At 54.6% G+C, this 23,676-nt stretch carries 22 protein-coding genes; 14 read left to right on the top strand and 8 right to left on the bottom strand.

All coding sequences use genetic code 11. The features are described 5' to 3' along the window. The first annotated feature begins 28 nt into the window (after window positions 1-28). From P9J64_10110 to P9J64_10095, 4 genes are all read left to right on the top strand, one after another. Window positions 29-1,369, top strand: a complete 1,341-nt coding sequence (locus P9J64_10110) for a TRAP transporter large permease subunit (GenBank protein ID MDG5468668.1) — start codon at window positions 29-31, stop codon at window positions 1,367-1,369. Window positions 1,370-1,393: 24 nt separating this feature from the next. Next, window positions 1,394-1,903, top strand: a complete 510-nt coding sequence (locus tag P9J64_10105) for a universal stress protein (GenBank protein ID MDG5468667.1) — start codon at window positions 1,394-1,396, stop codon at window positions 1,901-1,903. Window positions 1,904-1,987: 84 nt separating this feature from the next. Next, window positions 1,988-3,379: an FAD-linked oxidase C-terminal domain-containing protein gene (locus P9J64_10100; protein MDG5468666.1), complete on the top strand. Its 1,392-nt coding sequence runs from the start codon at window positions 1,988-1,990 to the stop codon at window positions 3,377-3,379. A 4-nt stretch (window positions 3,380-3,383) separates the two neighbouring features. After that, entirely contained in the window at window positions 3,384-4,682 is a 1,299-nt protein-coding gene (locus P9J64_10095; protein ID MDG5468665.1) for a (Fe-S)-binding protein, read from the top strand. A 140-nt stretch (window positions 4,683-4,822) separates the two neighbouring features. On the opposite strand, the gene P9J64_10090 is transcribed toward P9J64_10095, so the two are convergent. The 3 genes from P9J64_10090 to P9J64_10080 all read right to left on the bottom strand — a co-directional run bounded on the left by P9J64_10090 (window position 4,823) and on the right by P9J64_10080 (window position 7,768). Further along, window positions 4,823-5,551, bottom strand: a complete 729-nt coding sequence (locus P9J64_10090) for a FadR/GntR family transcriptional regulator (GenBank protein MDG5468664.1) — start codon at window positions 5,549-5,551, stop codon at window positions 4,823-4,825. Between the two features lie 114 nt (window positions 5,552-5,665). After that, a complete protein-coding gene (locus tag P9J64_10085) occupies window positions 5,666-6,412 on the bottom strand; it encodes a response regulator transcription factor (protein ID MDG5468663.1) in 747 nt (248 codons plus the stop codon). 12 nt (window positions 6,413-6,424) lie between these two features. Then, a complete protein-coding gene (locus P9J64_10080) occupies window positions 6,425-7,768 on the bottom strand; it encodes a HAMP domain-containing protein (protein ID MDG5468662.1) in 1,344 nt (447 codons plus the stop codon). Between the two features lie 218 nt (window positions 7,769-7,986). On the opposite strand from P9J64_10080, the gene P9J64_10075 reads away from it, so the two are divergent. Beyond that, complete coding sequence (locus P9J64_10075) at window positions 7,987-8,457, top strand: periplasmic heavy metal sensor (protein MDG5468661.1); 471 nt, start codon at window positions 7,987-7,989, stop codon at window positions 8,455-8,457. A gap of 66 nt (window positions 8,458-8,523) precedes the next feature. Here the strand turns inward: P9J64_10075 and P9J64_10070 are convergent, their stop codons facing one another. The 3 genes from P9J64_10070 to P9J64_10060 all read right to left on the bottom strand — a co-directional run bounded on the left by P9J64_10070 (window position 8,524) and on the right by P9J64_10060 (window position 10,482). After that, window positions 8,524-9,201, bottom strand: coding sequence for a YkgJ family cysteine cluster protein (locus tag P9J64_10070; GenBank protein MDG5468660.1), 678 nt, complete (start codon window positions 9,199-9,201; stop codon window positions 8,524-8,526). Between the two features lie 64 nt (window positions 9,202-9,265). Then, window positions 9,266-9,565 carry a hypothetical protein gene (locus P9J64_10065; GenBank protein ID MDG5468659.1) on the bottom strand — a complete coding sequence of 100 codons (300 nt, stop codon included), beginning with the start codon at window positions 9,563-9,565 and terminating at the stop codon, window positions 9,266-9,268. After that, window positions 9,562-10,482, bottom strand: a complete 921-nt coding sequence (locus P9J64_10060; GenBank protein MDG5468658.1) for an AAA family ATPase — start codon at window positions 10,480-10,482, stop codon at window positions 9,562-9,564. Before P9J64_10060 ends, P9J64_10065 begins: the two co-directional genes overlap by 4 nt. A gap of 145 nt (window positions 10,483-10,627) precedes the next feature. On the opposite strand from P9J64_10060, the gene P9J64_10055 reads away from it, so the two are divergent. Beyond that, window positions 10,628-10,945 (top strand): cytochrome b5 domain-containing protein, encoded by a 318-nt coding sequence (locus P9J64_10055; GenBank protein ID MDG5468657.1) that lies wholly within the window; start codon window positions 10,628-10,630, stop codon window positions 10,943-10,945. A 47-nt stretch (window positions 10,946-10,992) separates the two neighbouring features. Further along, complete coding sequence (locus P9J64_10050; protein MDG5468656.1) at window positions 10,993-11,148, top strand: hypothetical protein; 156 nt, start codon at window positions 10,993-10,995, stop codon at window positions 11,146-11,148. A 45-nt stretch (window positions 11,149-11,193) separates the two neighbouring features. On the opposite strand, the gene P9J64_10045 is transcribed toward P9J64_10050, so the two are convergent. Next, entirely contained in the window at window positions 11,194-12,111 is a 918-nt protein-coding gene (locus tag P9J64_10045; GenBank protein ID MDG5468655.1) for a TIGR01212 family radical SAM protein, read from the bottom strand. A gap of 210 nt (window positions 12,112-12,321) precedes the next feature. Between P9J64_10045 and P9J64_10040 the strand changes: the two genes are divergently transcribed. The 5 genes from P9J64_10040 (at window position 12,322) to P9J64_10020 (ending at window position 20,452) form a co-directional block, all read left to right on the top strand. Further along, complete coding sequence (locus P9J64_10040) at window positions 12,322-12,678, top strand: response regulator (GenBank protein MDG5468654.1); 357 nt, start codon at window positions 12,322-12,324, stop codon at window positions 12,676-12,678. A gap of 54 nt (window positions 12,679-12,732) precedes the next feature. After that, a complete protein-coding gene (locus P9J64_10035) occupies window positions 12,733-15,252 on the top strand; it encodes a mannose-1-phosphate guanyltransferase (protein MDG5468653.1) in 2,520 nt (839 codons plus the stop codon). A gap of 123 nt (window positions 15,253-15,375) precedes the next feature. Next, the gene (locus tag P9J64_10030; protein MDG5468652.1) at window positions 15,376-18,723 is read left to right on the top strand and encodes an alpha-amylase family glycosyl hydrolase; all 3,348 of its coding nucleotides are present in this window, start codon (window positions 15,376-15,378) and stop codon (window positions 18,721-18,723) included. Window positions 18,724-18,779: 56 nt separating this feature from the next. Next, a complete protein-coding gene (gene glgA / locus P9J64_10025) occupies window positions 18,780-20,231 on the top strand; it encodes a glycogen synthase GlgA (GenBank protein MDG5468651.1) in 1,452 nt (483 codons plus the stop codon). Beyond that, window positions 20,228-20,452, top strand: a complete 225-nt coding sequence (locus tag P9J64_10020; protein MDG5468650.1) for a hypothetical protein — start codon at window positions 20,228-20,230, stop codon at window positions 20,450-20,452. The genes glgA and P9J64_10020 overlap by 4 nt, the downstream gene beginning before the upstream one ends. A 15-nt stretch (window positions 20,453-20,467) precedes the next feature. Here the strand turns inward: P9J64_10020 and P9J64_10015 are convergent, their stop codons facing one another. Further along, window positions 20,468-20,755 (bottom strand): HNH endonuclease signature motif containing protein, encoded by a 288-nt coding sequence (locus P9J64_10015; GenBank protein MDG5468649.1) that lies wholly within the window; start codon window positions 20,753-20,755, stop codon window positions 20,468-20,470. A 121-nt stretch (window positions 20,756-20,876) separates the two neighbouring features. Here P9J64_10015 and trkA point away from each other — a divergent pair, with 121 nt between their 5' ends. Both trkA and P9J64_10005 read left to right on the top strand, forming a co-directional pair. Then, the gene (trkA, locus tag P9J64_10010) at window positions 20,877-22,229 is read left to right on the top strand and encodes a Trk system potassium transporter TrkA (GenBank protein MDG5468648.1); all 1,353 of its coding nucleotides are present in this window, start codon (window positions 20,877-20,879) and stop codon (window positions 22,227-22,229) included. Then, complete coding sequence (locus P9J64_10005; protein MDG5468647.1) at window positions 22,230-23,672, top strand: TrkH family potassium uptake protein; 1,443 nt, start codon at window positions 22,230-22,232, stop codon at window positions 23,670-23,672. Window positions 23,673-23,676: the final 4 nt, after the last annotated feature.

The raw sequence follows: 23,676 nt of genomic DNA, 5'->3' as shown, positions 1-23,676 counted from the left end.
CCCGCTTGAGCCTGGAGATAAGAGACCAATGAGCGTAGAAGCTTTAACCATACTCATGTTCGTGACGCTGATGGCGTCCATTGCCATGGGGCACCCCTTAGCGGTAACTTTAGCCGCAGTTGCGACCCTCTTCGGCCTGATAGATAACGGCTTCAATTTCTCGGCATTACTCGGTTTGTTTGCTAACAATGCCTGGGGAATTTTTCTTAACTACACCCTTGTAGCCATCCCGCTATTTATTTTCATGGCCCAGGTCCTCGATCGATCCAAGGTTTCTGAAGGTCTGTTTGACGCCCTCTATACCGTACTGGGCGGTCTGCGCGGCGGCCTGGGACTGGCAGTCATTGTGGTCTCAACCGTCTTCGCCGCAACCACCGGCATTGTTGGTGCCTCGGTTGTCGCCATGGGCTTGATGGCCGGCCCAGCATTACTCAAACGAGGTTACGACAAATCTCTCTCAGCGGGGATTATCTGCTCGTCGGGGACCTTGGGGATTTTGATCCCGCCGTCGATCATGCTGGTCGTTTATGGTGGCCTGACCGGCCAAAAAGAGACCTCGGTCGGCAACCTGTTTGCCGCAGCCATCCTGCCCGGCCTGCTTTTGTCTGGCATGTACCTGCTCTATGTCGCCGTGCGCTGTTACATGAACCCCAAACTCGGGCCGCCGATTCCCGCGGCAGAGCGTACCGCCACCGTCTTGGAAAAATTTACCATGACGATGAAGAACTTCGTGCCGCCGTTCGGTTTGATTCTCACCGTTATGGGGACCATTTTGGCCGGAGTCGCGACTCCGACTGAAGCAGCAGCGTTGGGCTGCGTTGGCGCTCTGGTCCTGGCCCTGGTCAGTCGTAAGTTAAACTGGAACGTCATTACCCAGGCCTGCATCTCAACGGCCCGTACCACAGCCATGATCATGGCCCTCTTCGTCGGAGGCAAATTCTTTTCCGTGGTCTTTTTGAGCATGGGCGGTGGCGACGTTGTCGCTGATGTTCTGCTCGGCATGGACGTGAACCGCTTCGTCGTCTTCGGCATTATGATGGCGGTTGTTTTCTTCATGGGCATGTTCATCGACTGGGCAGCCATCCTGCTTGTGGTCGTACCGATCTTCACGCCGATCGCCATGGACCTGGATTTCAATCCACTCTGGTTTGCCATGATGATTTGCATCAACCTGCAGACATCTTTCCTGACCCCGCCTTTTGGCTATTCCCTTTTCTACTTCAAGGGGGTTGCGCCACCAGAATACACCATGGGCGATGTCTATCGAGGGATTCTTCCCTTTGTCATGATCCAGGTTTTTGCCCTGGCGACCATGATATTATTCCCGCAGATCATTACTTACCTGCCTGACGTTTTCTTCGGCAGATAGTCACACATCAGAGGAGAAGCCATAATGCTTCCGCAAATCAAGACGATTCTCTACGCGACAGGCATGGGCCCATCGGCACCGTACGTCTTCCGCTACGCCCTTGCCCTGGCCAATCAACATGACGCGCAGATCATTGCCATCTCGGCACTGGAGCCCCTGCCAACATTTGCCCAGAGCTTGGTGGAATTGCACATTTCCCAGGAGCAATCGGAGCAGATCCACAGTACGGCACAGACCCAGGGCAAGGAGCGCTTGCGGGAACGCGTCGCGCGTCTCTGCGAAAGTGAGTGCGCTGACGACCAGGTGTGCACACAGCGCGTTAGCGAAGTTCTGATTGAAGAAGGCCAACCGGCTCAGGTCATCTTGGCTGCTGCAAAGGAATACGCTGTCGATCTGATCATTATGGGCGCACATCGCCACACCGTGATCGGAGATGCAATCCTCGGCAGCACGACCCACAAAGTGTTGCATAGCGCAGCCCAGCCGGTTCTGGTGGTAAGGATTCCGGAAGGTTTTCACGAAGAGGGCTTCTAAACCACCAGAGCAAACTCCGTCAGCCAACATTTTCGGGGCATGCAGCTCTTGCCTGCAAGCCACGGAGTCTTTAAGGGAAACGCCATGATTTCAGAAACAGCCATTCAGACCCTGATTGACAAACTGGGCAAAGAAAACGTCATTACCGCAGCGGAAGATCTGCTGGTCCTCGGCTACGACTCTACGCCTGGCCTGCATGCGACGCCTGACCTGGTCGTCTACCCGACCGACAGTGAGCAGGTGCAAAGCGTTATGCAGGTTGCCCGTGACCACAAAGTTCCGATCACCCCGCGTGGCAGCGGTACCGGCCTTTCCGGTGGCAGCATCCCGGTCGATGGCGGTATCGTCATCTGCTTGAACAAAATGGACAAAATCCTTGAAATCGATGAAGAAAACCTGACCGCCACTTGCCAAGCCGGTGTTGTTACTCTCGACCTCTTCAATGCCGTCGCTGCAAAGGGCCTTTTCTATCCGCCGGATCCTGGTTCACAGAAAATTTCGACCCTCGGCGGTAATGTTATGGAAGACGCCGGCGGCCTGCGCGGCCTCAAGTACGGCGTCACCCGCGATTACGTCATGGCCCTCAAATGCGTGTTGCCGGATGGCAGCCTGCTGAGCACTGGCGGTAAAAGCGTAAAGGACGTCGCCGGTTACGCTTTCAAGGATTTGCTGATCGGCAGCGAAGGGACCCTGGCGATCATCACCGAAATCACAGTTAAGCTGATCCCACCGCCGCAGGACAAACGGACCTTCCTCGCTTATTTCGATGATATCAGCATTGCCGGTGCGGCGGTCAGCAAGATTATCGCCGCAAAGATCATCCCTTCAACCATGGAGATCATGGACAAGGCAACCATCAATTGCGTCGAGGATTACGTCAAAATCGGTTTACCGCGTGAGATGGCAGCGTTGCTGTTGATCGAGGTTGACGGTCACCCGGCGATGGTGACCGAAGAGGCCGAAGGGGTCGAGCGGATACTGAGGGAAGTGGGAGCGGCAGAAGTTCAGGTTGCCAAGGACGCTGAAGAAGCTGCCAGCCTGGCTGCGGCACGACGTACCGCTCTCTCTGCACTGGCGCGGGTTTCACCGACGACCCTGCTGGAAGACGCTACTGTGCCCCGTTCGATGCTCGCAGAAACTTTTACCCTGATTGAGCGATTAACAAAGAAATATGCGTTGACGGTTGGCACCTTCGGTCACGCCGGTGACGGCAACCTGCACCCGACAGTCCTCTGTGACGAACGAGACGCAGACGAGATGAAACGTGCGCACGCTTTTTACGATGAACTTTACGAGCAGGTCCTTGCCTGGGGTGGTACCGTCTCAGGGGAACACGGCATCGGTATCGCCAAAAAAGAATACCTGGCCAGACAGATCGGCCCGGGTGGCGTTGCGGTAATGAAACGAATCAAACAAGCATTTGACCCCGAAGGCATACTAAACCCCGGAAAAATCTTCGCAGACGGTCAGGAGTAAACTGATGGCCGACAAAGAGAAACTTGGCAACTTTACCCCCGAGAATGCACCAGAATATGAAGATGTCCTGCAGTGCATGCGCTGCGGCTTCTGCCTGCCGACCTGTCCGACCTTCGCCCTCTCCGGTCGTGAGCGTTCCAGCCCGCGCGGTCGTGTGGCCCTGGCCCGGGCCGTGGCTGAAGGAAAACTCGAGTTCACTGAAGCGGTCAAAGAAGAAGCCTTCTTCTGTCTCGACTGTCGAGCCTGCACTACCGCCTGTCCCTCCGGTGTACGTGCCGGTGAAGTCATGGAAATTTGTCGCAGTCAGGCCCACCAGTTCTTCCCGCTCAAGCATGTAAGCAAATCATTCCGAGAATTCGTCTTGCAGAAGATGCTGCCCAATCCCGACCTGCTCGAGACCTCGATGCTGCCGGCGAGGCTTTATCAGAAGCTCGGTATCCAGTGGTTGGTCAGGCACTCGCAATTACTCAAGTTGGGACCGGAGTGGGTCGACAAAGCCGAAAGAATGATCCCTGAATTGCATCCACCGCTACGTCCACAGTTAGCGGATGTCATTCCTGCAGAAGGAGAACAACGCGGTCGGGTGGCGTTTTTCCTCGGCTGCATAATGACCCTTATGTATCCCGAAGTCTCCCGTCAAACTGTCCGTGTTTTGACCCATCAGGGCTTCGAAGTGGTTACGCCAAAAGAACAAAAGTGCTGCGGCGCTCCTCATTTGACCGAGGGCGATCGCGACACAACCAAACGCATAGCGCAGCATAACCTTGATCTCTTCATGGCCCTCGATGTCGATGCGATCGTGACCGACTGTGCCGGTTGCGGGGCAGCTTTGAAAGAGTACGAAGAATTGCTCGAGGAGGCCGGTGAGCATGACAAACTTGCCACCTTCCGCGCCAAGATCAAGGATGTCAGTGAATTCCTGGCAGAGCAGGGGTTACGAACGGAAGGCTTGAAACCGGTCAAAAAAATCGTCACCTACCATGAACCCTGCCATCTCTGCCATGCGCAAGGCATCAGCAAACAGCCGCGGGAGCTGATCAAGGCGATTCCAGGAATCGTTTATCGCGAAATGGAAGAGGCCAGCTGGTGCTGCGGCAGTGCAGCGACCTTTAGCCTCAAGTACACCACAGAGAGCCAGCAGATTCTCGACCGCAAACTTGAAAACATCAGGGCAACCGGTGCCGAACTGTTAGTCACCGCCAACCCCGGATGTCACTTGCAACTGGCCTGGGGGCTGAAACAGGCCGGCATGACACAAGAAGTAGTGCACATCACGGAGTTGTTGGGGATTGCGACGGGTTGAAAAGCGGAACGAAGGACGAGGAGCGTGAAGATTAAAAGCTAAACCTGGATGTAAAAAGAAGCGGGGTCAGAAATTTGTTCTGACCCCGCTTGCTTTTGTTTTTCGGTTATCTTGCCCAGCGTTCCGCATCTCCGATTTTATCAGGCGCCCTTCTCCTTGAGAAGTTGAGCCATCTTCTCCTCGACCATCTTCAGATGTTCCATCATCCTCTGCCTCGCCAGTTCAGGCTGGTGGTCGGCAATCGCCTCCATAATATCTCGATGTTGCGTCAGCAGCAACTGGACGTGACCTTCTTGCTGGTAAAACTCCATTAAGGCAACCTGAATGGTTGTATGAAAGAGAGAATGAATTGAATCGAGGACATGCATCTGCAAGCTGTTGTGACTGGCGGCGGTAATCGCGTAATGAAATTCTGCGTCAACCTCAGAATCCCAGCCACCCTTCGCCGCCTGCTTCTCCATGACATAATAGAGTCGACGCAGCTCAGCAATGTCCTTTGCCGTGGCCCTTTTGCCTGCAAGATATGCGGACCAGCTCTCAAGGCCCATACGCACCTCGGCAAGAGAGCGCAAAAGTTCAGGATCCCTTTTTTCCACCAGCTTGGCCAAAGGATCCATGATGCTGACCGCGGTCAATGCTTTGACGAAAGTGCCCCCACCCTGGCGAGAGTCCAGAAAACCCATCGCCTCAAGAACCATAATCGCTTCCCGAACAGAGGGTCTGCTGACACCCAGCATTGCCGCCAACTCACGCTCGGAAGGGATACGGTCCCCGGGTTTGAGTTCACCTTTTGAGATCAGCTGTTTGATTTGGCTGACAATTTCTTCGGATATTTTTTTCGGCCTGATCGGCTCAAGAACAATGGTCATGCCTTTTCCCCACTCACAATATGGTATGACCAATTTTCTAACATAATAAGGGATCGAACACAACGCCAAAGCCGCACCGGAAAAGGACCGTTCCCGTGCGGGGCCGTCCCGATTTTAACCTCTGCCGCTCTTGTAACGCTTCAGCCACTCCTGCAGGTCATCGTCTTCGTGCTCGAGCTCAAAAGCATTGATCAGGCCCCGGCGTAAGGCGACAGCAACCGCACGATTCCGCAAGTTGAAAGCATCACCGACCTTATCGCTCTGGAATTGCTCCTGGTCGAGACTCAGCTTGCCATAGAGGGAGTTGAGGCGACTCTGCACACCTCGCCGGGAGAGATAGCGCCGCTGGGCAATGAGATTATCGGTCAAGCCGAGGGAGATATCGACCAAAGCTTCATACTCGATATCAGAGAGCGCTGTTTGGCTGTGACCGGTACGGCCCTGCACCTTGCGAACTTCGGGGTCGATCCAGCATTGATCTTCGAAAAGGACGGTGGCCATGGCCGTTGAAATCTTTTCCCGGGCGCTCGACTTGAGCACGTAGCCATAAACGGTTTCGGGGGGCACGATCTTGGACAGGGCCCGCACGTACATCTCATCCTTGAACTGACTCCAGAAGACGATTCGTGCCTGGGGCTTTTGCTCCCACAGAGCTCTGGCAAACTCGACGCCATTCATCTGTGGCATCTGGATATCACTGATCACCAGCGGCTCATCGTGTTTCAAAGCCAGCTCTAGAGCAAACGCACCATTGTCAGCATGCTCCGTCGTACAGTCCTGCTCCCAGGCTTCTACCATCTGCTTGAGGAACTCGAAATCCTTCGGATTATCTTCAGCGATAACCAGGGCGTATGGTGCCATGGTGCTTTCTCCTTATCCTTCGTTGAGCGGCAACTCCAATTCAAAGCGTGTTCCCGAAGAAAAACGCGAACTCTGCCAACGAACCTGTCCACCAATAGCACGGGCGCGTTCTTGAACGTTATGAACCCCCCGGCCCCCACTCTCTGTCGGTAGCTGCGGAGTGTGATTAAAACCTTGCCCGTTGTCCTCAACGATAACTATCAAAGTATTGCTTCGCAAACTCATAGCAACCTCCATCTGGTTGGCGTGAGCGTGCCGCAAGACATTATTAACAGCCTCGACGATAATCCGATAAACGGTCACCTGTGTCAGACGTGGCAACTGGAGTTTCGCGACATCGTCTCCAGCCATGAAATGATAGGTCGGCGTCCCGGGGGGCTCGCACACCTTGTCGAGCATGGATTCAATGGCCGCTGGCAGGCCGAGGATATCAAGGGTCTGCGGGTGCAGATTATCCATCACCACTCGCAGATTGGTCATCGTTTTTTGTAAATCTGTCTCGATTGATAACGCCTCTTTACCAAAAGAAGACTGCTCGCGTAGATGCTCGATCTTTCTACGCACAGCCGACAGCTCGGCAAGGGTCTGGTCATGAATGTCCATGGCGATGCGCCGACGTTCCTCTTCGGCACCTTCAAGCAGTTTCTCGGACGCCACCACGCGGATCAGCTGATCTGTCATCTGGTTAATGGAAACCGCGAGGCCGTCAAGTTCGTCACGCACCTTATCCGGAGCCGGAGGCGGCACAAACTCGCCGGCAGTGATGCGTGCAGCGCTGTCAGAAAGAATTTTAATGCGGCTCAGGATGTTGCGCGCGAAGGCAAGAGAAAGGAAAATTCCGATCAGGATAGCAATGCCGAGAACGACAATCGTGACGAAGGTTGTCTCGGCAACCAATTCTTCAATATCTTCCTGATGCAGAGCCCCGAAATCCAGACGTTGTTGGTTCAACGAGTTCAGTAGCTTCTTGATGTTAGGCCGCAGCAATTTCAGACCCTCTGCAAGATTATCCAGGTTCACTCCCTGCTCGGGATTCAGGTCACGAACACTTTGCCGCAGCAGGCTAGTATCAGACACTCCCAACAGCTCGGTTTCCAGCAACTGCTCGAAAGCCGCCGAAAGATGCTCATGCAAAAATGACAGCTGCTGTACGGCCTTGGCATCCGGCATCTGGGCCTGAGCCAGGAAACCAACAATACCCTCCATGCGCTGCGAGGCCATGTCTGCTTCGGCCAGGGCAATAAAGGCGGTTTTGAGGTTCTTGGCCTGCTGACGCTTCACCGACAAGTCCCAGTAAGTGAACTGCAGAAAGCAGAGCAACAAGGTCATAAGGAAGAGGACGGCAGCTGGCGCCATGATTATCTGATGTTTCAGTGCAAGTCTCATGAGTTAGAAAGTACCACAGAATTTCTCTCTGGACACTGTGCAATCGCACAGTGCGGTGACACGACAACAAAGTTGATCAATTTTGCCCGGCCTCAAAGTAAACCTTTTTCAGAATGACTCGTCCAAGCAAGCAGATCAATAACCTTGCCGGCAGCAACCAACACTCAACACAAAGTAAGGAGGCCATCATGCATAACCTGAAATATTTAACACTGGCGTTATTGCTTGCAACCCTGGCAATCACACCATCCTTCGCAAAACCTGGTCAATATGGCAAGGGGTGCGAAAATGGCGAGCAGCAAGCAATCAGGCTCGAGCAGCTTAAAGAGAGACTTGACCTGACCGCGCAACAGGAAACGGAGATCAAAGAGATTCTGTCCACAAGTAAAGAGAGGAATGAAGCCCAACGCGAAGAGAAGCGCACGACCCGCAAGGAGCTTCAAGAAATTTCCAGGGCCGAGACTCTTGATGAGTCTCGTTTACGGGAACTGGTTCGCAAACAATCTGACCAGCGGGCCGACATGATGATCGCCAAGCATGCCACAAGGACCAGGATCAACCAGGTTCTCTCACCTGAGCAGCAGGAACAGCATGAGGCTTTCCGCCAGCAGAGACAGGAGCGCAGGGAGGCAGCCAAGCACCGGCAAGGGAAGCAATAAGATCACAGCAAAGAGCTGTCGCTCTGAGGAGGCTCAAAAACGATCTCCAAGGAGCGGCAGCAACCATTATATCTGCAAGCGACGCCAGTCAACCTTGTCGTAATCCGCCACCACCGCCAAAGGGATAAAAGTATCAAGCTCATCCCAGGGTCTTCCGGTCAACTCCCGGGTAAAGTGACCAAAAAGCTCAATCTCCCGGGTGAAAATCTCTCTGAACCGCCAGCGCAGGATGTCGTCCGGAAAACTTGCCGGATCGCCGGGATGCAAAGTACAGACGGTGCCATCGAAGTCTTCACCACTCACATCGATATTTGGCAGACCATGCAGACGACAGGTCAGAGGTCTGGCAGCGTAAACCAGGCAATAGCCTTGTTCATCAAGCAGTGGACAAGGGGTCAGGTCCTCTTCGGGCATCTCCTGCCATGCCATATCCGGCAAGGTATTCAGCAAATATGGATTCTTAAGCTCCGGCCAGCGTTTTCGGAGCTCAACAAGACGGGGTCTACAGCGCTCCAGCACCTGGAGTCGGGTTGTCTCAGGTAAGGCGGCGACAGCGTCTTTGAGAACCCAGGCGTCAAGCAGGGTGATGTCGAACAAACCACGACAGCAGGAACTGCACCCCCCTCTGCAGGCGAGAGAAGTCCCTCCTGCCTGTAGGCAGATTGCGAACCAGTCATCCACCTCATCATACAAACGGCGGCAGGAATCAAGGATGGACGTCAAATCTTGTTTAAGGAGAGGCACTCATCACCCGAGGCAGAATTAACAGTCAATGGAACACAATGTCTCTGGCTAACAAAAAAGTCAGCTAATCCTTTATAATGGGAGTGTTTAGCTCTTCCCGGGCTAAAACTTCTTCAATCGCGGCGACCTGGCGGCTTTCAGCTTTTGAGTTTGCCGGCTCAAAGCCAAACATCACATCCGAGAGGACCCCCGCCATCCACCAGATGAGGACAAGCAGGACAACCCCTCCGCCACCCAGCACAAAGGGCAGGGGCAGGTAAGGAATTTTTTCCAACATGCTACGCCGCGGAGGCTTAACGCCGGGTGATGCGCCATTTTTCTTCTGTTGCTGCAAGTCACGCAACATCTGGTTGATCAAGCTCATGACAAGACACTCCGCAACAGGTAAACAACCAGGACGACTTCCAGCACCGTAATAAGACCAATTGTGAAGTAGAATGAGTTCCCGGCCAGGAAGGATCGAGAGCTTTTCGTAGCGTCTTCCGTGTCGCTGCTGGCCATTTTCACTTGCGCCTGAGCAACTTCGTTTTGTCCTTGACCATAAGCAACCATCAAGGCTTTGTGACAGAGTATATTGACCAGTCTGGGGATTCCACGACTGGAGCGGTAGACGGCATCCAGAGCAGCCTCATCGAAAAGCCTAGGCCCCTCATGCCCGGCCACCGTTAAACGATGATGGACATAACCGCTCACTGCAGCGCGATCCAGAGCGGGCAAATCATAACTAAAGGTTATGCGCTGGCGTAGTTGCCTCAAGTTATCATTTTCCAGTAGCGCATCCAACTCCGGCTGGGCGAAGATCACAATCTGCAGAAGCTTGTGCTTTTCCGTCTCCAGATTACTGAGCAGACGCAACGCTTCCAGGCTCTCTCTCGGCATGGCTTGCGCTTCGTCAATACAGAGGACAGCCTTCTTGCCACCCTTCCGCAAATGCACCAGTTGCCGGGTGATCCGCTTAACTAGGTCATGCATGGTGATCCCTTGAGGGATCATGATGTTCAGCTCTTCTGTAAGGGCCTGATAAAGTTCAAATGGCGTCAACAAGGGGTTAGGAAGATAGATAGCCTTAAAATCACTGGCCAGGGCAGCAAGCAATTTCCGGCACAGCAAAGTCTTGCCGGTCCCGACTTCACCGGTAATCTTGATCAGACCCTCACCGCTCTGCAAAGCAACTAAAAGAACGTTCAGGGCCTGTTGATGTCCGGTGTAGTTGTAAAAATAATCGGGATCAGGTGTCAGCGAGAATGGAGCTTCCCGCAGCTTGAAATGTTCCTGATACATGAACTACGCCCCCCAGGTCGGCGATCTTGCTAACCCGCAAATAGCGGGTATTATATAGGCTAAGGTAAGATTAAACCAAGAAATAAAGACTTAAAATATTATCAAAACTCCGGGGACCTCATAGGTACAATAAGGAGATGAGCTCATGACCCTTGCTGAACTTGCCGAACATGATGGCCGCGACGGTCGCCGCGCATACATCGCTGTAAACGGAACGGTTTATGATGTGACCGACAGTCCACGCTGGGAAAATGGGCTGCACCCCCCTGATCATCAGGCCGGCAAGGACCTGACCGAGGAACTGACCCAGGCCCCCCACGTGCGCACAGTGATTGAACGTTTCCCGGTTGTTGGTTCTCTTGAAGAAGCGACGACCCCAGCGGCCGCAGGCGGTGGGAAAGTCACCTTAGGGATTATTATCGCTGCAATTGTTTTCGCCATAGTCATTTTTCTGGTCATTTAGCCGCCCGGCATGGAAACAATAATTCTGTTGCCGGGTGTATTGCCTTCTTGATTTTTTTGGTCGGCTCGGTTATCCTCCGCGCCATGTTCCGTTACCTGATTTTATTCGGCAGTATCCTCTGGGCAAGCCTTCTTCTCCTTTCCTGGAGCGGGCCAGCTGAAACAGCTGCCCAGCCGACAGCGGTTGTCAAAAACGCCTCCTGAGACACAGGGGGCGTTTTCAGTTTCCAGGACTGGCCCTTCTCTTCTTTATGCCAAGCAACGGCAAAAGTCTCCCTGACGCGACCCGCGTCGTGCGAACTCCGCATCAATCGCGTTGAGAACCTCCCATTTTTTGAGCGACCAGAGCGGTGCCAAAAGTTGCGCCCTGGGGCCATCACCGGTCAGACGGTGAATCAAAGTCTCGGGATGCAGACGCTCCATGCAATCGACAACCAGCGCAACATACTCCTCCATGCCCATCACTGAAATTTCACCCTCGACATAGAGGTCGCCAAGAGGCGTATCCTGAAGAACATGAAGCAGGTGCAGTTTCACGCCCTCGACCTGTAACTCTGCAAGAGCATCCATAGTCTTCAGTATGTCGGCTCGACTTTCACCTGGCAGACCGAGAATCACGTGCACACAGATACGCAAACCGCGCGATTTTGCGCCCTGCAAAGCCTCGACAAAAGTCGCAAAGTCATGACCACGCTTCAACCAGTCAAGAGTACGATCGTGGCTGCTCTGCAGTCCCAACTCCAACCAGAGGTAGGTTTTTTCATGATATTCTGCAAGCAGGTCCAGAACCTCGGCAGGAACACAGTCTGGCCGCGTGCCAATCGCCAGGCCGACCACATCCTCAACGTCCAGTGCTTCATCATAAAGGGCACGCAAAACGTCAACAGGAGCAAGGGTGTTGGAAAAAGGCTGAAAATAGGCCATGAACTTGCCCGCCTTATACTTGCGGGTCATGACCTCCTTGCCCTGCTCAATCTGTGCGGCGACACTCAGCTGACGTTCTATGCCAACGGCGCCGGAACCACCCGGGTCGCAGAAGAGACAACCGGCGCCAGACCGACCGCCATTGCGATTGGGGCAACCAAAGCCTGCGTCAACGGAGATTTTGTGGACACGGCCACCGAAGCGTTTTTTAAGGTGACTGGAGAAAAGCTGATAAGACTTCATCGATTAAACCAAAGAATGCACGTGGCAGTAGGGGTAATAAGGAAACGGGCTGAAAACAAGAAGAATCAGCCTGCTAGGGTGTCATATTCACATTAACTATGCCACCTTGTTCTGGCGGGAGCAAGAGGACAAAGAGACCGACGGCATTGCCAGAAAGCGGTGTGTTGGTATAATGAACGGGTTCTCAACACGCCCTGTAAGGAGTACACCATGGCACACCTGTTGGTTATTGATGATGAGGGAGATATCCAGCACCTTTTCGCTGCTGAGCTAGAAGATGAAGGCCATACCGTTGTTACTTGTGGTAACCGCAGCGAAGCGCTGGAGCAGCTGCGTCATCAGGTTTTCGACCTGATCGTCCTCGACATCCAGCTTGGCCAGGAAAGCGGCCTGGAACTCCTGCAGCAAATAGCCCACGAAAGTGAGAAAACCCCGGTGATCCTCTGCACCGCTTACAGTAGTTACAAGGAGGATTTTTCCTCCTGGCTGGCAGATGCCTACGTGGTCAAAAGTTCCAATCTCGACGAACTGAAAAATGAAGTCCGCCGACAACTCGCAAAACCCTGACATCTCCACCAAGGAGAACCAGGCCCCACCTTATCACCAGTTAAGGAGACTTCATTGAAAGCTGTCATCATGGCGGGAGGCTTCGGCACCCGCATTCATCCTCTAACCATCAGCATGCCCAAGCCGATGATCCCCCTGATCAACCGACCGATCATGGAACACATCGTTAACCTGCTCAAACAACATGGTATTACCGACCTGGTGTTACTGCTTTTCCACCAGCCGGAAGTCATCAAAAAATATTTCGGTGACGGCAGCGAGTTCGGCGTCCATATCACTTATGTAACCCCCTTGGAGGACTTTGGTACCGCCGGCGCAGTCAAGGCTGCAGCGAAACACCTCGATGAAAGATTTATGATTATCAGTGGTGATCTTTTAACCGATTTCGACCTCTCAAAAGCAATCGCATTCCATGAGAAAAAACAGGCGAAGGCGACCATCACCCTGACAGCGGTCACCGACCCTCTTCAATTTGGTGTTGTTATCACCGACAAAGAGTCCCGCATCACCAAGTTCCTCGAGAAACCCGGTTGGGGAGAAGTCTTTTCCGACACCATCAACACGGGCATCTATATTCTGGAACCGGAAGTTCTGGAGCTTATCCCGGAGGGAGAAAATCGTGACTGGGCCAAGGATGTCTTCCCCAAAATGCTTGAGAATGCAGACGATCTGTTTGGTTGCGACCTGCAAGGCTACTGGGCCGACATCGGCAATCCGGAGGCATACCTCGAGGCATGCCAGGATATCTGCCACGGCAGGATCACTGTAAAGGTTCATGAGCCAGCCAGGTCGACAGAAGAGAGGATATTTATCAGCCCTGACGCCCAGGTCGACGAACAGGCCAGGCTCTCCGGCATGGTCGTTCTGGGGGGTAACACCCGGATCGAAGGCAATGCAAGCCTTACCAACTGCGTGGTTGGCCGTAACTGCCAGATCGAGGAGGGTGTCACGCTTGAGGATGCCATTCTCTGGGATAACGTCTACATCAAGGCGGGGACAAGGATCACAGGGTCGAATCTCGGGCACCGGGTTCGCGTCGGCAAGAATTCGGTCATCGAATCCGGCGTTGTGATTGCGGATGAGACGATGATCGGTGATGACGTCAATATTCGACCCAATGTCAAAATCTGGCCGCGCAAGGTCATTGAAAGCGGGTCGACCGTGTCGACCAACCTGATCTGGGGAGAGAAGTGGCGTAAAAGCCTCTTCGAAGGAGCCCTGGTCCGCGGCATGACCAACGTTGAGTTGACACCGGAGTTCACTGCCCGCCTCGGTGCAGCCTACGGATCAACGCTGCCGAAGGACAGTTTTATCCTGGTCGGGCGCGATGCCATTCGCTCGTCGCGAATGCTTAAACGCTCTTTCGTCGGCGGCTTGCTTTCCGCCGGGGTGAACGTTCGTGACATCAAGATGATCTCACTGCCGGTGTTACGCTACAAGCTGACGACCTTCGGTGAAGTTGGCGGCATACATTTTCGCCAGTCACCAGAAGATCCTGCCGCCACGGAGATTATTTTCTTTGATGCCGATGGTAACGAAATCCCTTCGGGCACGGCCAAAGGGATTGAACGCATCTACTTTAAGGAGAACTTTCGCCGCGCCCATCATTCTGAACCGGGCGGCATCGAAGAATTGCCTCGTATTTATGATTTCTATCGCGAAGGATTTCTGCGCGGGCTGGACAGCGACTTACTGAAGAAAGCTTCCCCGAAGGTCGTCCTTGACCTCAATCATTCTCCTGCCGCAGACCTGTTGCCAGGTCTGCTCGCTGACCTCGATTTTGAGGTAACAGAGTTGAACTCGCACGTTCATGAGAAAACCATGGACATGTCAACCGACGAACTGGACGCCGCCCTGGATCGGCTGAGCCGCATCGTCAAAACCCTTGAGGCTGACGCCGGCTTCTGGGTCGGCCCTTCCGGAGAAAAACTCCGTGTCGTCAGCGGTGCAGGACACGTCTTCTCAAACCGTGAGGCGATTAGCGTCCTTACTGTTCTGGTTTGCGCAGCGGAGAACGAGGGTCGATTGGTTGTCCCGGTTGCGGCTCCTCAAGCGGTTGACGAGCTGGCCAAGGCTGCCGGTTTGACCGTGGAGCGCACCCGCTCTGACGGTTGCTCGCTTGTCGACGCAGCCCGCAGCCGGAAGGTCCGTTTTGTGGCCTCGATGGATGACCGTTTCGGCTTCCCAAAATTTCAGCCAAACTTCGACGGCCTTTTTGCTACCGCCAAGATCATGGAACTCTCAGTACGTGCCAAACTGTCACTGGACCAGGCTTTCGCCACACTCCCCCGCAACCATTACCATCACCTGGAACTGTCATGCCCCTGGGAGAGCAAGGGTGGGCTGATGCGCAGGATGAGTGAGTACGCCGTCGACCAACGAGCCTCGTTTACCGATGGCGTGCGCATCGACTCGAAACAGGGATGGGTTCTGGTCCTGCCCGACCAACACCGCCCGATCGCTCACATCTACGTTGAAACCACAGAGGAAAAGGTCGCTAACGAGCTGATCGAACTTTATCGCGTGAAAGTCTCCGGCTGGCTCGCCGAACTGGCCGATATTGACCCGTGCTAACTTTCACGTGATTGACAGCAATGCCCAGGTAGTGCTCAATGCACCCTGCTAACTGAAAAGCACAGTCGCTTTTATGTGATTTTGAGTTTTCAATAATGATCAGGAATCGGAGCCTGAAACTCAATGCCCCAAACTTTTATCAATAAGTTATTACTGAAAAAGCAGGCCCTTTATCTCTTGCAAGAAGCAGGTTTAAGGAAGGTCGCAGAAGGTGACATTGATATCCATGCGGCTCGCAAGATAGCTCTCTGGCGGCAGAGTTCCGGAGCAGAGGTCTACCTTTTCGCACTGTTAACAACAGCCTCCAGAGGGATGGCCCGACATTACCTGCCGCAAATGGGTTTACAGCCGGGCCTCGCTACAATTCATTCAGCCAAAGGTGAACAGGCTCTTCCCGAGCTATCGACAGCCTATCAATCTTATCTTGAATGCTATCCCGGCGAAGCCCTCAGCCTGGTCAACGAACCGGGCATGGCAACAGCAGCCATTCAGGCCAGACAGGCATTGCTTTCCGACCTCTTCTTCCTCGACGCCCTGAGCGAAAACCCGGCGACAGAATCTTTCAAAGACCTTCTCGATGACAGCGATTTGGCCTCACGCCTTGATTATCGCAGCCTGATAATGCAATTCGCCGGACAGGCGGAGCCATTGCGAGAGCATGGCAAATCGCTGCCGGAGTTACTGCGCAGACCTGCGAAGGAGAACCCGCACAATCTGGCCGAGCAGATTTCTTATATCATTAAGAACTGGTCGCCATGGCTGCCGCAAGAGGTGGTAACCAGGATGCAGATTGCCATCGCCCTCACCGAAGAAGAGAGCCGCGCTTATCTACCGGGTCCCGGGCCATCGCCTATGCCGCTCTTTGGCGAAGGCGACGGCAGTGATGCCGCCGCAGCCTTTACTGCCGATACCGACTGGATGACCACCAGCGTCCTGCTGGCGAAATCGATCTACATCTGGCTCGACCAGCTCAGCAGTCATTATCAGCGCAGCATCACCACCCTGGCAGACATTCCGGAGGAAGAACTGGTCAGCCTGGCAAATCGGGGCTTCAATGCTCTCTGGCTGATCGGTATCTGGGAGCGTTCCAGTGCCTCTAAACGCATCAAGCAACTGTGCGGCAACCCGGAAGCGGAAGCGTCCGCATACGCACTGCATGCCTACCGGATTGCAGAAGAGCTGGGCGGCGAGAACGCCTTGCAGGCTCTCGAGGCTCGTTGTCGTCAGCACGGCATACGCTTGGCCTGCGACGTCGTCCCCAACCATACCGGCATCGACTCAGAACTGGTCAAGGAACACCCTGACTGGTTTCTACAAACCGACCAGCCCCCCTATCCGGCCTATGATTTCAGCGGGCCGGACCTGTGCGAGATGGAGGGGATCGGCATTCGCATTGAAAAGGGTTACTGGGATCACAGTGATGCGGCAGTGGTCTTTGAGCATCATGACCATAACAGCGGTCAGCACCGCTATATCTATCATGGCAACGATGGCACTCATATGCCCTGGAACGACACGGCTCAACTGAACTTCCTGATGCCGGAAGTCCGACAGGCCATGAGCGACCTGATCCTTGCCGTTGCCCGGCGTTTCAGTCTGATCCGCTTTGACGCCGCTATGACCCTGGCACGCAAGCATTTCCGCCGCCTTTGGTTTCCGCCACCGGGAGGCAGCGCCGGAGTCCAGTCGCGTTCGGCCTTTGCCCTGTCCGACGAGGATTTTACCGCGGCCTTCCCGGTCGAGTTCTGGCGTGAAGTGGTGGACCGCATTAACCGGGAAGCTCCGGACACGCTCCTGATCGCCGAGGCCTTCTGGCTGATGGAGAGCTATTTTGTACGCAACCTGGGCATGCACCGGGTTTACAACAGCGCCTTTATGAATATGCTCAAGCGCGAAGAGAACACCAAGTACCGCCAGATTCTTAAAGACACGCTGGCCTACAATCCTGGCATATTAAAGCGCTACGTCAATTTCATGAACAATCCGGACGAAGCGACCGCCGTTGAACAGTTCGGCAAAGGCGACAAATATTTCGGCGTCTCCACCCTGCTGGCCACCCTGCCCGGTCTGCCGATGTTCGGCCATGGCCAGGTTGAAGGTTACCGTGAAAAATATGGCATGGAGTATCGTCGCGCCTACTGGAAAGAAGAGCCGGATGTCGGATTTATTCAGCATCATGAGCAACAGGTCTTTCCTCTTTTACGCTCACGTCACTTGTTCGCCGATATCGAATATTTTTCTCTTTACGATTTCATGACCGACCAGGGTGTGGATGAAAACGTCTTCGCCTACAGCAACGGCCCAATCGGACAGAAGTTCCTGGTCGTTTATAACAATAAAACTCAAGCAACCCGGGGACGAATTCATCTGGCTGCCGACAAAGCCTCGCCAGAGGAGGAAGGCCTCGCCCTGCCGATGCCACCCTTCTGGCAAGAGCTGGGACTTGATCGGTCCGGCGACCCTTTCTGCCGTTTTCATGACCTGCAGGGCAACCAACAACTGGCCTCTCGAGAGCAACTGTCTCATGGCCTCGAGCTGCAGCTTGATGGCTACGAACACCGTGTGTTCAGTGATTTCCAGACGCTCAGCGACGAAGACGGCTCCTGGCAGAAACTTTATCAGCACCTCAATGGTCGCACGGTCTCCAACCTTGAGCGCGAACGGCTGAGAATAGTCTATCAACCTCTCTGGAAGGCTTTCGCAGCGCTCTTTGATCAGGGCCGCCTCCATGTTCTGGCGGGCGGCTTGGTGACAGCCCAACCGACCGGCCCGATCGATAAAATCATGACGGAAATGAGTGCAGAGTGTAACGCCTTCGCCAGCATGATCGGTTCGTCAATAGAAGGTTTTGAAAGTCATTCGACTCCACAGATCGACCTAAAGGCTCTCTTCGCAGAGGTGTCCGGTTGGTTGGCTGAATTAGCTGCGGCTGAAGCGGTGGAGAAAATGCTCGCCGGGCAATGGCAGGGCACGCGCTCTCAGGCAGGGCTTGGTGTAACAATCCTAAGCTGGCTGATGCTGCAGAACCTGTCTCAAGCCCTCGGCTTTTCTGACGAGTCTCGTTGTTTAAAAGTATTCGGTTCCTACGGCCTTGATTTTGCCTGGCAGGAAAGCGCTGCGTCAGACGATCAGGGCAGAGCCGTTTTCCTTGCCACTCTTCTGACAAAGACTGCCGGCATGCAACCACACCCGGCTGTTGATGCCCAAGCTTTTGCACACCTCTGCCAAGGCCGCGACAACAGCAGGTTCCTGGGCGTCAACAGGCATCAAGAGCAGACCTGGTTTTTACAGGAGGGTATGACCGCTCTGGCTGGAGCCATAGCGCTTCAGGCCGGCATCTTGCAACTTCGTGCAGTCCAAGGCAAAGAGGCTCCGGCCATTTCAACATCAGCTGCCGAGCACCTGCGTCAACGTCTGGCCCGAGCTGCGGCTGTCGGCTACCGACTGGATAAATTCCTCGATTTGAGTTAGAATGCGCCCCTCAAATGGCCACTCAAGACGACAAAAGAACCTCGACCTCAACACCAATGAAACTGCTCATGGTCGCCTCGGAAGCTGCACCCTTCGCCAAAACCGGTGGGCTTGCAGACGTTGTGGGCTCTCTGCCCCCGGCCTTGTGTTCCCTCGGACATGATGTGCGCCTGGTCATGCCTTGGTATCGCCAGGTTCGCACAATCACTGGCGACCTCCCCTTAAGCCAAAACAAGCTGTCGGTTTCCATGGGCGGGCACAGTTACAAAGTTGGTTATCGGACAGGAGAATTCCAAGGCGTTCAGGTCTATTTTCTCGACTACCCTGAATACTATAACCGCGACGAACTCTACGGCGAGCAAGGCCTTGATTACCCAGACAATGCGGAACGCTTTGGCTTGCTCAGCAGTGCCGCTATTGAGCTCACCCGCCACCTCGGTTTCGTTCCGGATGTCATTCATGCTCACGACTGGCAGACAGGCCTAGTCCCGCTTTACCTGCATCAGCAACTCAGGCGTGACCCGTACTTTGCCGGCACCGGCACTCTCTTCAGTATTCACAACCTCGGCTACCAGGGCGTGTTTCCTTTGCAAACGGCAAAGTCTCTGGGGATTGATTCAAGTTTGCTGACATCCGACGGGATTGAATTTCATGGCAAGCTCTCCCTGTTGAAAGCAGGGATCCGCTATGCCAGCCAGGTCAACACCGTCTCTCCGACCTACTGTCGGGAGATCCAAACCCCGGAACAGGGGATGGGCCTCTACGGCCTGCTACGCTCGCGTGCAGACCACCTGCACGGGCTGTTGAACGGCCTGGACGGCAAACTCTGGACTCCGGCCCAGGATCATACTCTCCCGCAGGCCTACTCTGCGGATGACCTTTCTGGTAAAGCTGTCTGCAAACAAAAGCTGCAGGACGAACTCGGTCTGCAAACAGCACCCAACACGGCGATCGTGGCCATGGTCACACGTCTTGACACCCAGAAAGGGATCGAACTGGTTCTGGGGAGTTGGGAGAAGATCCTGTCTCGGAACTTGCAGCTGGTCATCCTCGGCACCGGAAACCCGGACTACGAGCGGCGGCTGGCCGAGGCTGCTGACTTTTATCCGGGCCAGGCCAAGGTTCTGCTCCGCTTTGACGATGCCCAGTCACGGCGGATCTATGCTGGCAGTGACCTTTTCCTGATGCCGAGCCGCTATGAGCCTTGCGGCCTTAGCCAGCTCATTGCTCTGCGTTACGGCTGTATCCCTCTGGTTCATGCAACAGGCGGCCTCGCAGATACGATTATCGACCCACGGATCGCACCCGAAACGGCAAATGGTTTCGTCTTTGAAAAATATCAGTACGCAAGTCTTCTACAGGGGTTGGATAGAGCCCTGGAGGCTTACAGCGAATCGCCGCTCTGGCAGAAGATAAGGCACCAGGGAATGACTCAGGATATGTCCTGGACGCAGGCGGCAGAGCAATATCTGGACCTCTATCGATTATGTAAAAAGGGATTGCAATGACGGAAGAACAAGACAAGTTCATTGAAACGGAACAAGCTGAAGGCGAGGTCAAGGAAGAGCGCTTTCCGGAGCTTGCGGAGCTGCAGGAGAAGACCCAGCGCCGCCTGCGCAGCAATCAGCGTTTTCTGGAACGCTTTATGGATGAAGACTTTGACGATCTCGACGATGACGAGCTTGATGATGGCGACGATGATGACCCGGAACAATTTGAAGAGCTTTAGCAGGGCCGCGGAATGTTAAACCAGGTTGTCCAGATATTCCTGCCATTCGGTAGGCAACAGATCGCGCTTGCGGGTATTGCAGTCTTTGCACGCCGCGACACAGTTGCCTTTGCTGCTGCGCCCACCACGCACCAGAGGGACAACATGATCCAGCGTCAACTCGGCAGGAGCAAAATGACCGCCGCAGTAGTGGCAGAGCCCCGAGGCAATCCGGTTTCGCCACCACTGAGAGCGCCTTAGTTCACGGGCCTTCTGGCGCTCACGGCGCAACTGCTCTTCAGGAATGTCAGCGAAAAACTGCATGAACACAGGATACAGAATCCGGCCTAGGGAATACAGTAAAAACAGGTATAATTTGTTTCCTCTGCCTGCGGTCTGCGGTATCCTGGCGCCTTGCTGTTTTTTTACATCCAAGGGACTATAGATGAACATACTCATCGTTGGAGCCGGCCAGGTCGGCTACTTTCTTTGTGAACGCCTTTCCCTGGAAGGGCACGAGGTGACACTGGTCGACCGTGACCAGGAGCACCTCAATGAGGCCCAGGATCGTCTCAACGTGCTTGGCGTTCTTGGTAACGGCGCCAGCGCCGAGACCATGGAACAGGCCGGCATTAAAGAAGCCGACATCGTTATGGCCGTTACCGACCTCGACGAAGTCAATATTCTGGTCTGCCTGCTGGCCCGTGAGTACGGCGTCGGCAAACGTATCGCCCGTGTCAAGAGTATCGATTACCTGAGCCGGGGAGCCGTGCTCTCCAAGGACAAACTCGGCATCGACCTGATGATCAATCCGGATGATGCCGTGGCCGACGAGCTCGCCAATCTGGCCGGCCGCGCGGGCACCTTTGACGTCGCCGAATTCGTCGGCGGTCAGATTCAGTTTCTCGGCTACCGGATTACCGAAGACAGTCCCCTTTGTGACTTGACCCTGAAAGAGCTGGGCGAGATTCGCGGCATCTACCGCTTCGTGGTCGTCGCCATCTCACGTCAGGGCCAGACGATCATTCCCCGCGGTGACGACACCATCCAGGTCGGTGACAGTATCTTCATCTTCGCCCACAAGGAAGAACTCCCGGCGATTCAATATATGCTGCAAATCAAGGAAGAGAAACGCAGGGGCTCGCGAAAAGCCTTTATCCTTGGTGGGGGTCGCATTGGCCTGCGCGTAGCCCGCAACCTGGAGGCACGACAGTTCAACGTACGCCTTGTGGAACGTGATCAGGAGCGTTGCGAGAAACTCTCGGCAGAGTTGCAGAAGACCATGGTCATTCATGCCGAGGGCACGGACATTCGTGCCTTGCTCGATGAAGGCATCGCCGACGCGGATGTCGTTATCGCAGCTACGGACAATGATGAAACCAACATTCTCTGCTCACTGCTCTGCAAACGTCACGGCGCGCACCGGACCCTTTGCCTGGTCAACCGCCCCGAGTTCCTTGACCTGGCGCCCTCACTCGGTGTTGACGCCTGTGTCTCACCGCGTCTCTCGGCGGCAAGTGCGATTCTCAAATTCGCTCGGCGCGGTAACGTCATCTCTCTCGCGACGATCGAAGGCAGCAACTCCGAGGTGCTTGAAATCGAGATCAAGAGCACGAGTCAGGTTCTCGACACACCGCTCAAAGACCTCAACTTTCCTCGTGGAGCTATCATCGGTGCGATCGTCCATAAAAACAGCTACGAGATCCCCGATGGCGAAAACAGCATCAAAGTCGGCGACCGGGTGCTGGTCTTCGCTCTCCCGGAAGCCCTGGCCAAGGTCGAAAGGTTCTTCGAGTAGATGAACATCACCCTGACCCTGCGCATACTCGGTGCCCTGCTGCTTTTTCTGGCCATAGCCCTGCTCTTCCCGGTGCCCTTCTCATGGATTTACGGTGATGGTGCTTCGGGGGCCTTTATCCTGTCCGCAATCATATCGGCGGTCTGCGGCGGGATTCTGTTCAGCCAGTTCAACTCGGAGAAAGACCTTTCTGTGCGCGAAGGGTTTGCCATTGTCACCTTCGGCTGGACTTTTTTTGCGCTTTTCGGTGCCCTGCCTTTTGTCTTTTCCGGAGCCATCCCTTCCTATCTCAACGCTTTTTTCGAGACCATGAGCGGCTTCACAACCACCGGCTCGACCATTCTCACTGACATTGAGGCCATGCCGCCCAGCCTGCTGCTGTGGCGTTCCCTGACTCAATGGCTCGGCGGCATGGGAATCATAGTGCTTTCGCTGGCGATTCTACCCATGCTCGGCGTCGGGGGCATGCAGCTCTTCAAAGCCGAAGTTCCGGGGCCGACCACAGACCGTCTGAAACCACGCATCCAGGATACGGCCAAACTGCTCTGGGGTGTTTACGTCCTTTTGACCTGCATCGAAATCCTGCTGCTGATGGCCGGAGGCATGAGTTTCTTCGACGGTCTCAATCACGCTTTCACCACCATGGCAACCGGCGGTTTCTCCACGCGCAACGCTTCTGTTGCCGCGTACAATAGTGCCTACATCGATTGGATCATCACTATTTTCATGTTCCTGGCCGGGGTCAACTTCTCCCTGCACTACCTTGCCTTGCGTGGCAAGATTGGCGATTTTATTCGCAATGAAGAGTTCCTCTTCTATAGTTCCCTGGTCATTGTCGGCGCGGCCCTGATCACCATGCTCAACATGGGCAGCACCTACCCGGGCTTTCTTGACAACCTGCGCTACAGTGCCTTCCAGGTCGTCTCGATCATCACCACCACCGGCTTCGGTACGGCCGACTATGAGCTCTGGCCGGTGCTCTGTCAGTACCTGTTGGTTTTCTTCATGTTTATCGGTGGCTGCGCAGGGTCCACCGGCGGAGGCATGAAAGTCGCGCGTATCCTGCTGCTCTTCAAACACGCCCAGGTGCAGGTTTACCGCCTGATTCACCCCCGCGCCGTACGCCTGGTCAAGCTCGGCGATCGCCCGGTCGACAAAGACGTCATGCAATCGATTCTCGGCTTCTTTGCGCTCTATCTCGGTGTTTTCGTCGCCGCCTCGTTCGTCATGGCAGCAACCGGCATGGATCTCAATTCGGCGGGGGGCTCGGTCATCGCAACGCTGAGCAATATCGGCCCCGGCCTTGGCAGTGTTGGCCCTGTTGACAACTTTGCCCATGTCCCGGCCATCGGCAAGCTGGTCCTTGCCTTCTGCATGCTCCTGGGAAGACTGGAACTGTTTACCGTGCTGGTTCTGGTCTTCCCGAGCTTCTGGCGAAAATGATCGG

Source organism: Deltaproteobacteria bacterium IMCC39524 (genome assembly GCA_029667085.1).
Taxonomy (GTDB): Bacteria; Desulfobacterota; Desulfuromonadia; order Desulfuromonadales; family BM103; genus M0040.
The sequence above is the reverse complement of the archived record's forward strand: the minus strand, read 5'-3'. Positions and strand labels throughout refer to the sequence as shown.

Excerpts from the sequence above, each read along its gene's own strand:
- P9J64_10005 (MDG5468647.1), top strand. The coding sequence starts at position 22,230 with ATGAACATCACCCTGACCCTGCGCATACTCGGTGCCCTGCTGCTTTTT.
- P9J64_10085 (MDG5468663.1), bottom strand. The coding sequence starts at position 6,412 with ATGGCACCATACGCCCTGGTTATCGCTGAAGATAATCCGAAGGATTTC.
- P9J64_10110 (MDG5468668.1), top strand. The coding sequence starts at position 29 with ATGAGCGTAGAAGCTTTAACCATACTCATGTTCGTGACGCTGATGGCG.
- P9J64_10030 (MDG5468652.1), top strand. The coding sequence starts at position 15,376 with ATGCCCCAAACTTTTATCAATAAGTTATTACTGAAAAAGCAGGCCCTT.
- P9J64_10015 (MDG5468649.1), bottom strand. The coding sequence starts at position 20,755 with ATGCAGTTTTTCGCTGACATTCCTGAAGAGCAGTTGCGCCGTGAGCGC.
- P9J64_10105 (MDG5468667.1), top strand. The coding sequence starts at position 1,394 with ATGCTTCCGCAAATCAAGACGATTCTCTACGCGACAGGCATGGGCCCA.
- P9J64_10075 (MDG5468661.1), top strand. The coding sequence starts at position 7,987 with ATGCATAACCTGAAATATTTAACACTGGCGTTATTGCTTGCAACCCTG.
- P9J64_10090 (MDG5468664.1), bottom strand. The coding sequence starts at position 5,551 with ATGACCATTGTTCTTGAGCCGATCAGGCCGAAAAAAATATCCGAAGAA.
- P9J64_10065 (MDG5468659.1), bottom strand. The coding sequence starts at position 9,565 with ATGAGCTTGATCAACCAGATGTTGCGTGACTTGCAGCAACAGAAGAAA.
- P9J64_10060 (MDG5468658.1), bottom strand. The coding sequence starts at position 10,482 with ATGTATCAGGAACATTTCAAGCTGCGGGAAGCTCCATTCTCGCTGACA.
- P9J64_10040 (MDG5468654.1), top strand. The coding sequence starts at position 12,322 with ATGGCACACCTGTTGGTTATTGATGATGAGGGAGATATCCAGCACCTT.
- trkA (MDG5468648.1), top strand. The coding sequence starts at position 20,877 with ATGAACATACTCATCGTTGGAGCCGGCCAGGTCGGCTACTTTCTTTGT.
- glgA (MDG5468651.1), top strand. The coding sequence starts at position 18,780 with ATGAAACTGCTCATGGTCGCCTCGGAAGCTGCACCCTTCGCCAAAACC.
- P9J64_10080 (MDG5468662.1), bottom strand. The coding sequence starts at position 7,768 with ATGGCGCCAGCTGCCGTCCTCTTCCTTATGACCTTGTTGCTCTGCTTT.
- P9J64_10020 (MDG5468650.1), top strand. The coding sequence starts at position 20,228 with ATGACGGAAGAACAAGACAAGTTCATTGAAACGGAACAAGCTGAAGGC.
- P9J64_10055 (MDG5468657.1), top strand. The coding sequence starts at position 10,628 with ATGACCCTTGCTGAACTTGCCGAACATGATGGCCGCGACGGTCGCCGC.
- P9J64_10095 (MDG5468665.1), top strand. The coding sequence starts at position 3,384 with ATGGCCGACAAAGAGAAACTTGGCAACTTTACCCCCGAGAATGCACCA.
- P9J64_10045 (MDG5468655.1), bottom strand. The coding sequence starts at position 12,111 with ATGAAGTCTTATCAGCTTTTCTCCAGTCACCTTAAAAAACGCTTCGGT.
- P9J64_10100 (MDG5468666.1), top strand. The coding sequence starts at position 1,988 with ATGATTTCAGAAACAGCCATTCAGACCCTGATTGACAAACTGGGCAAA.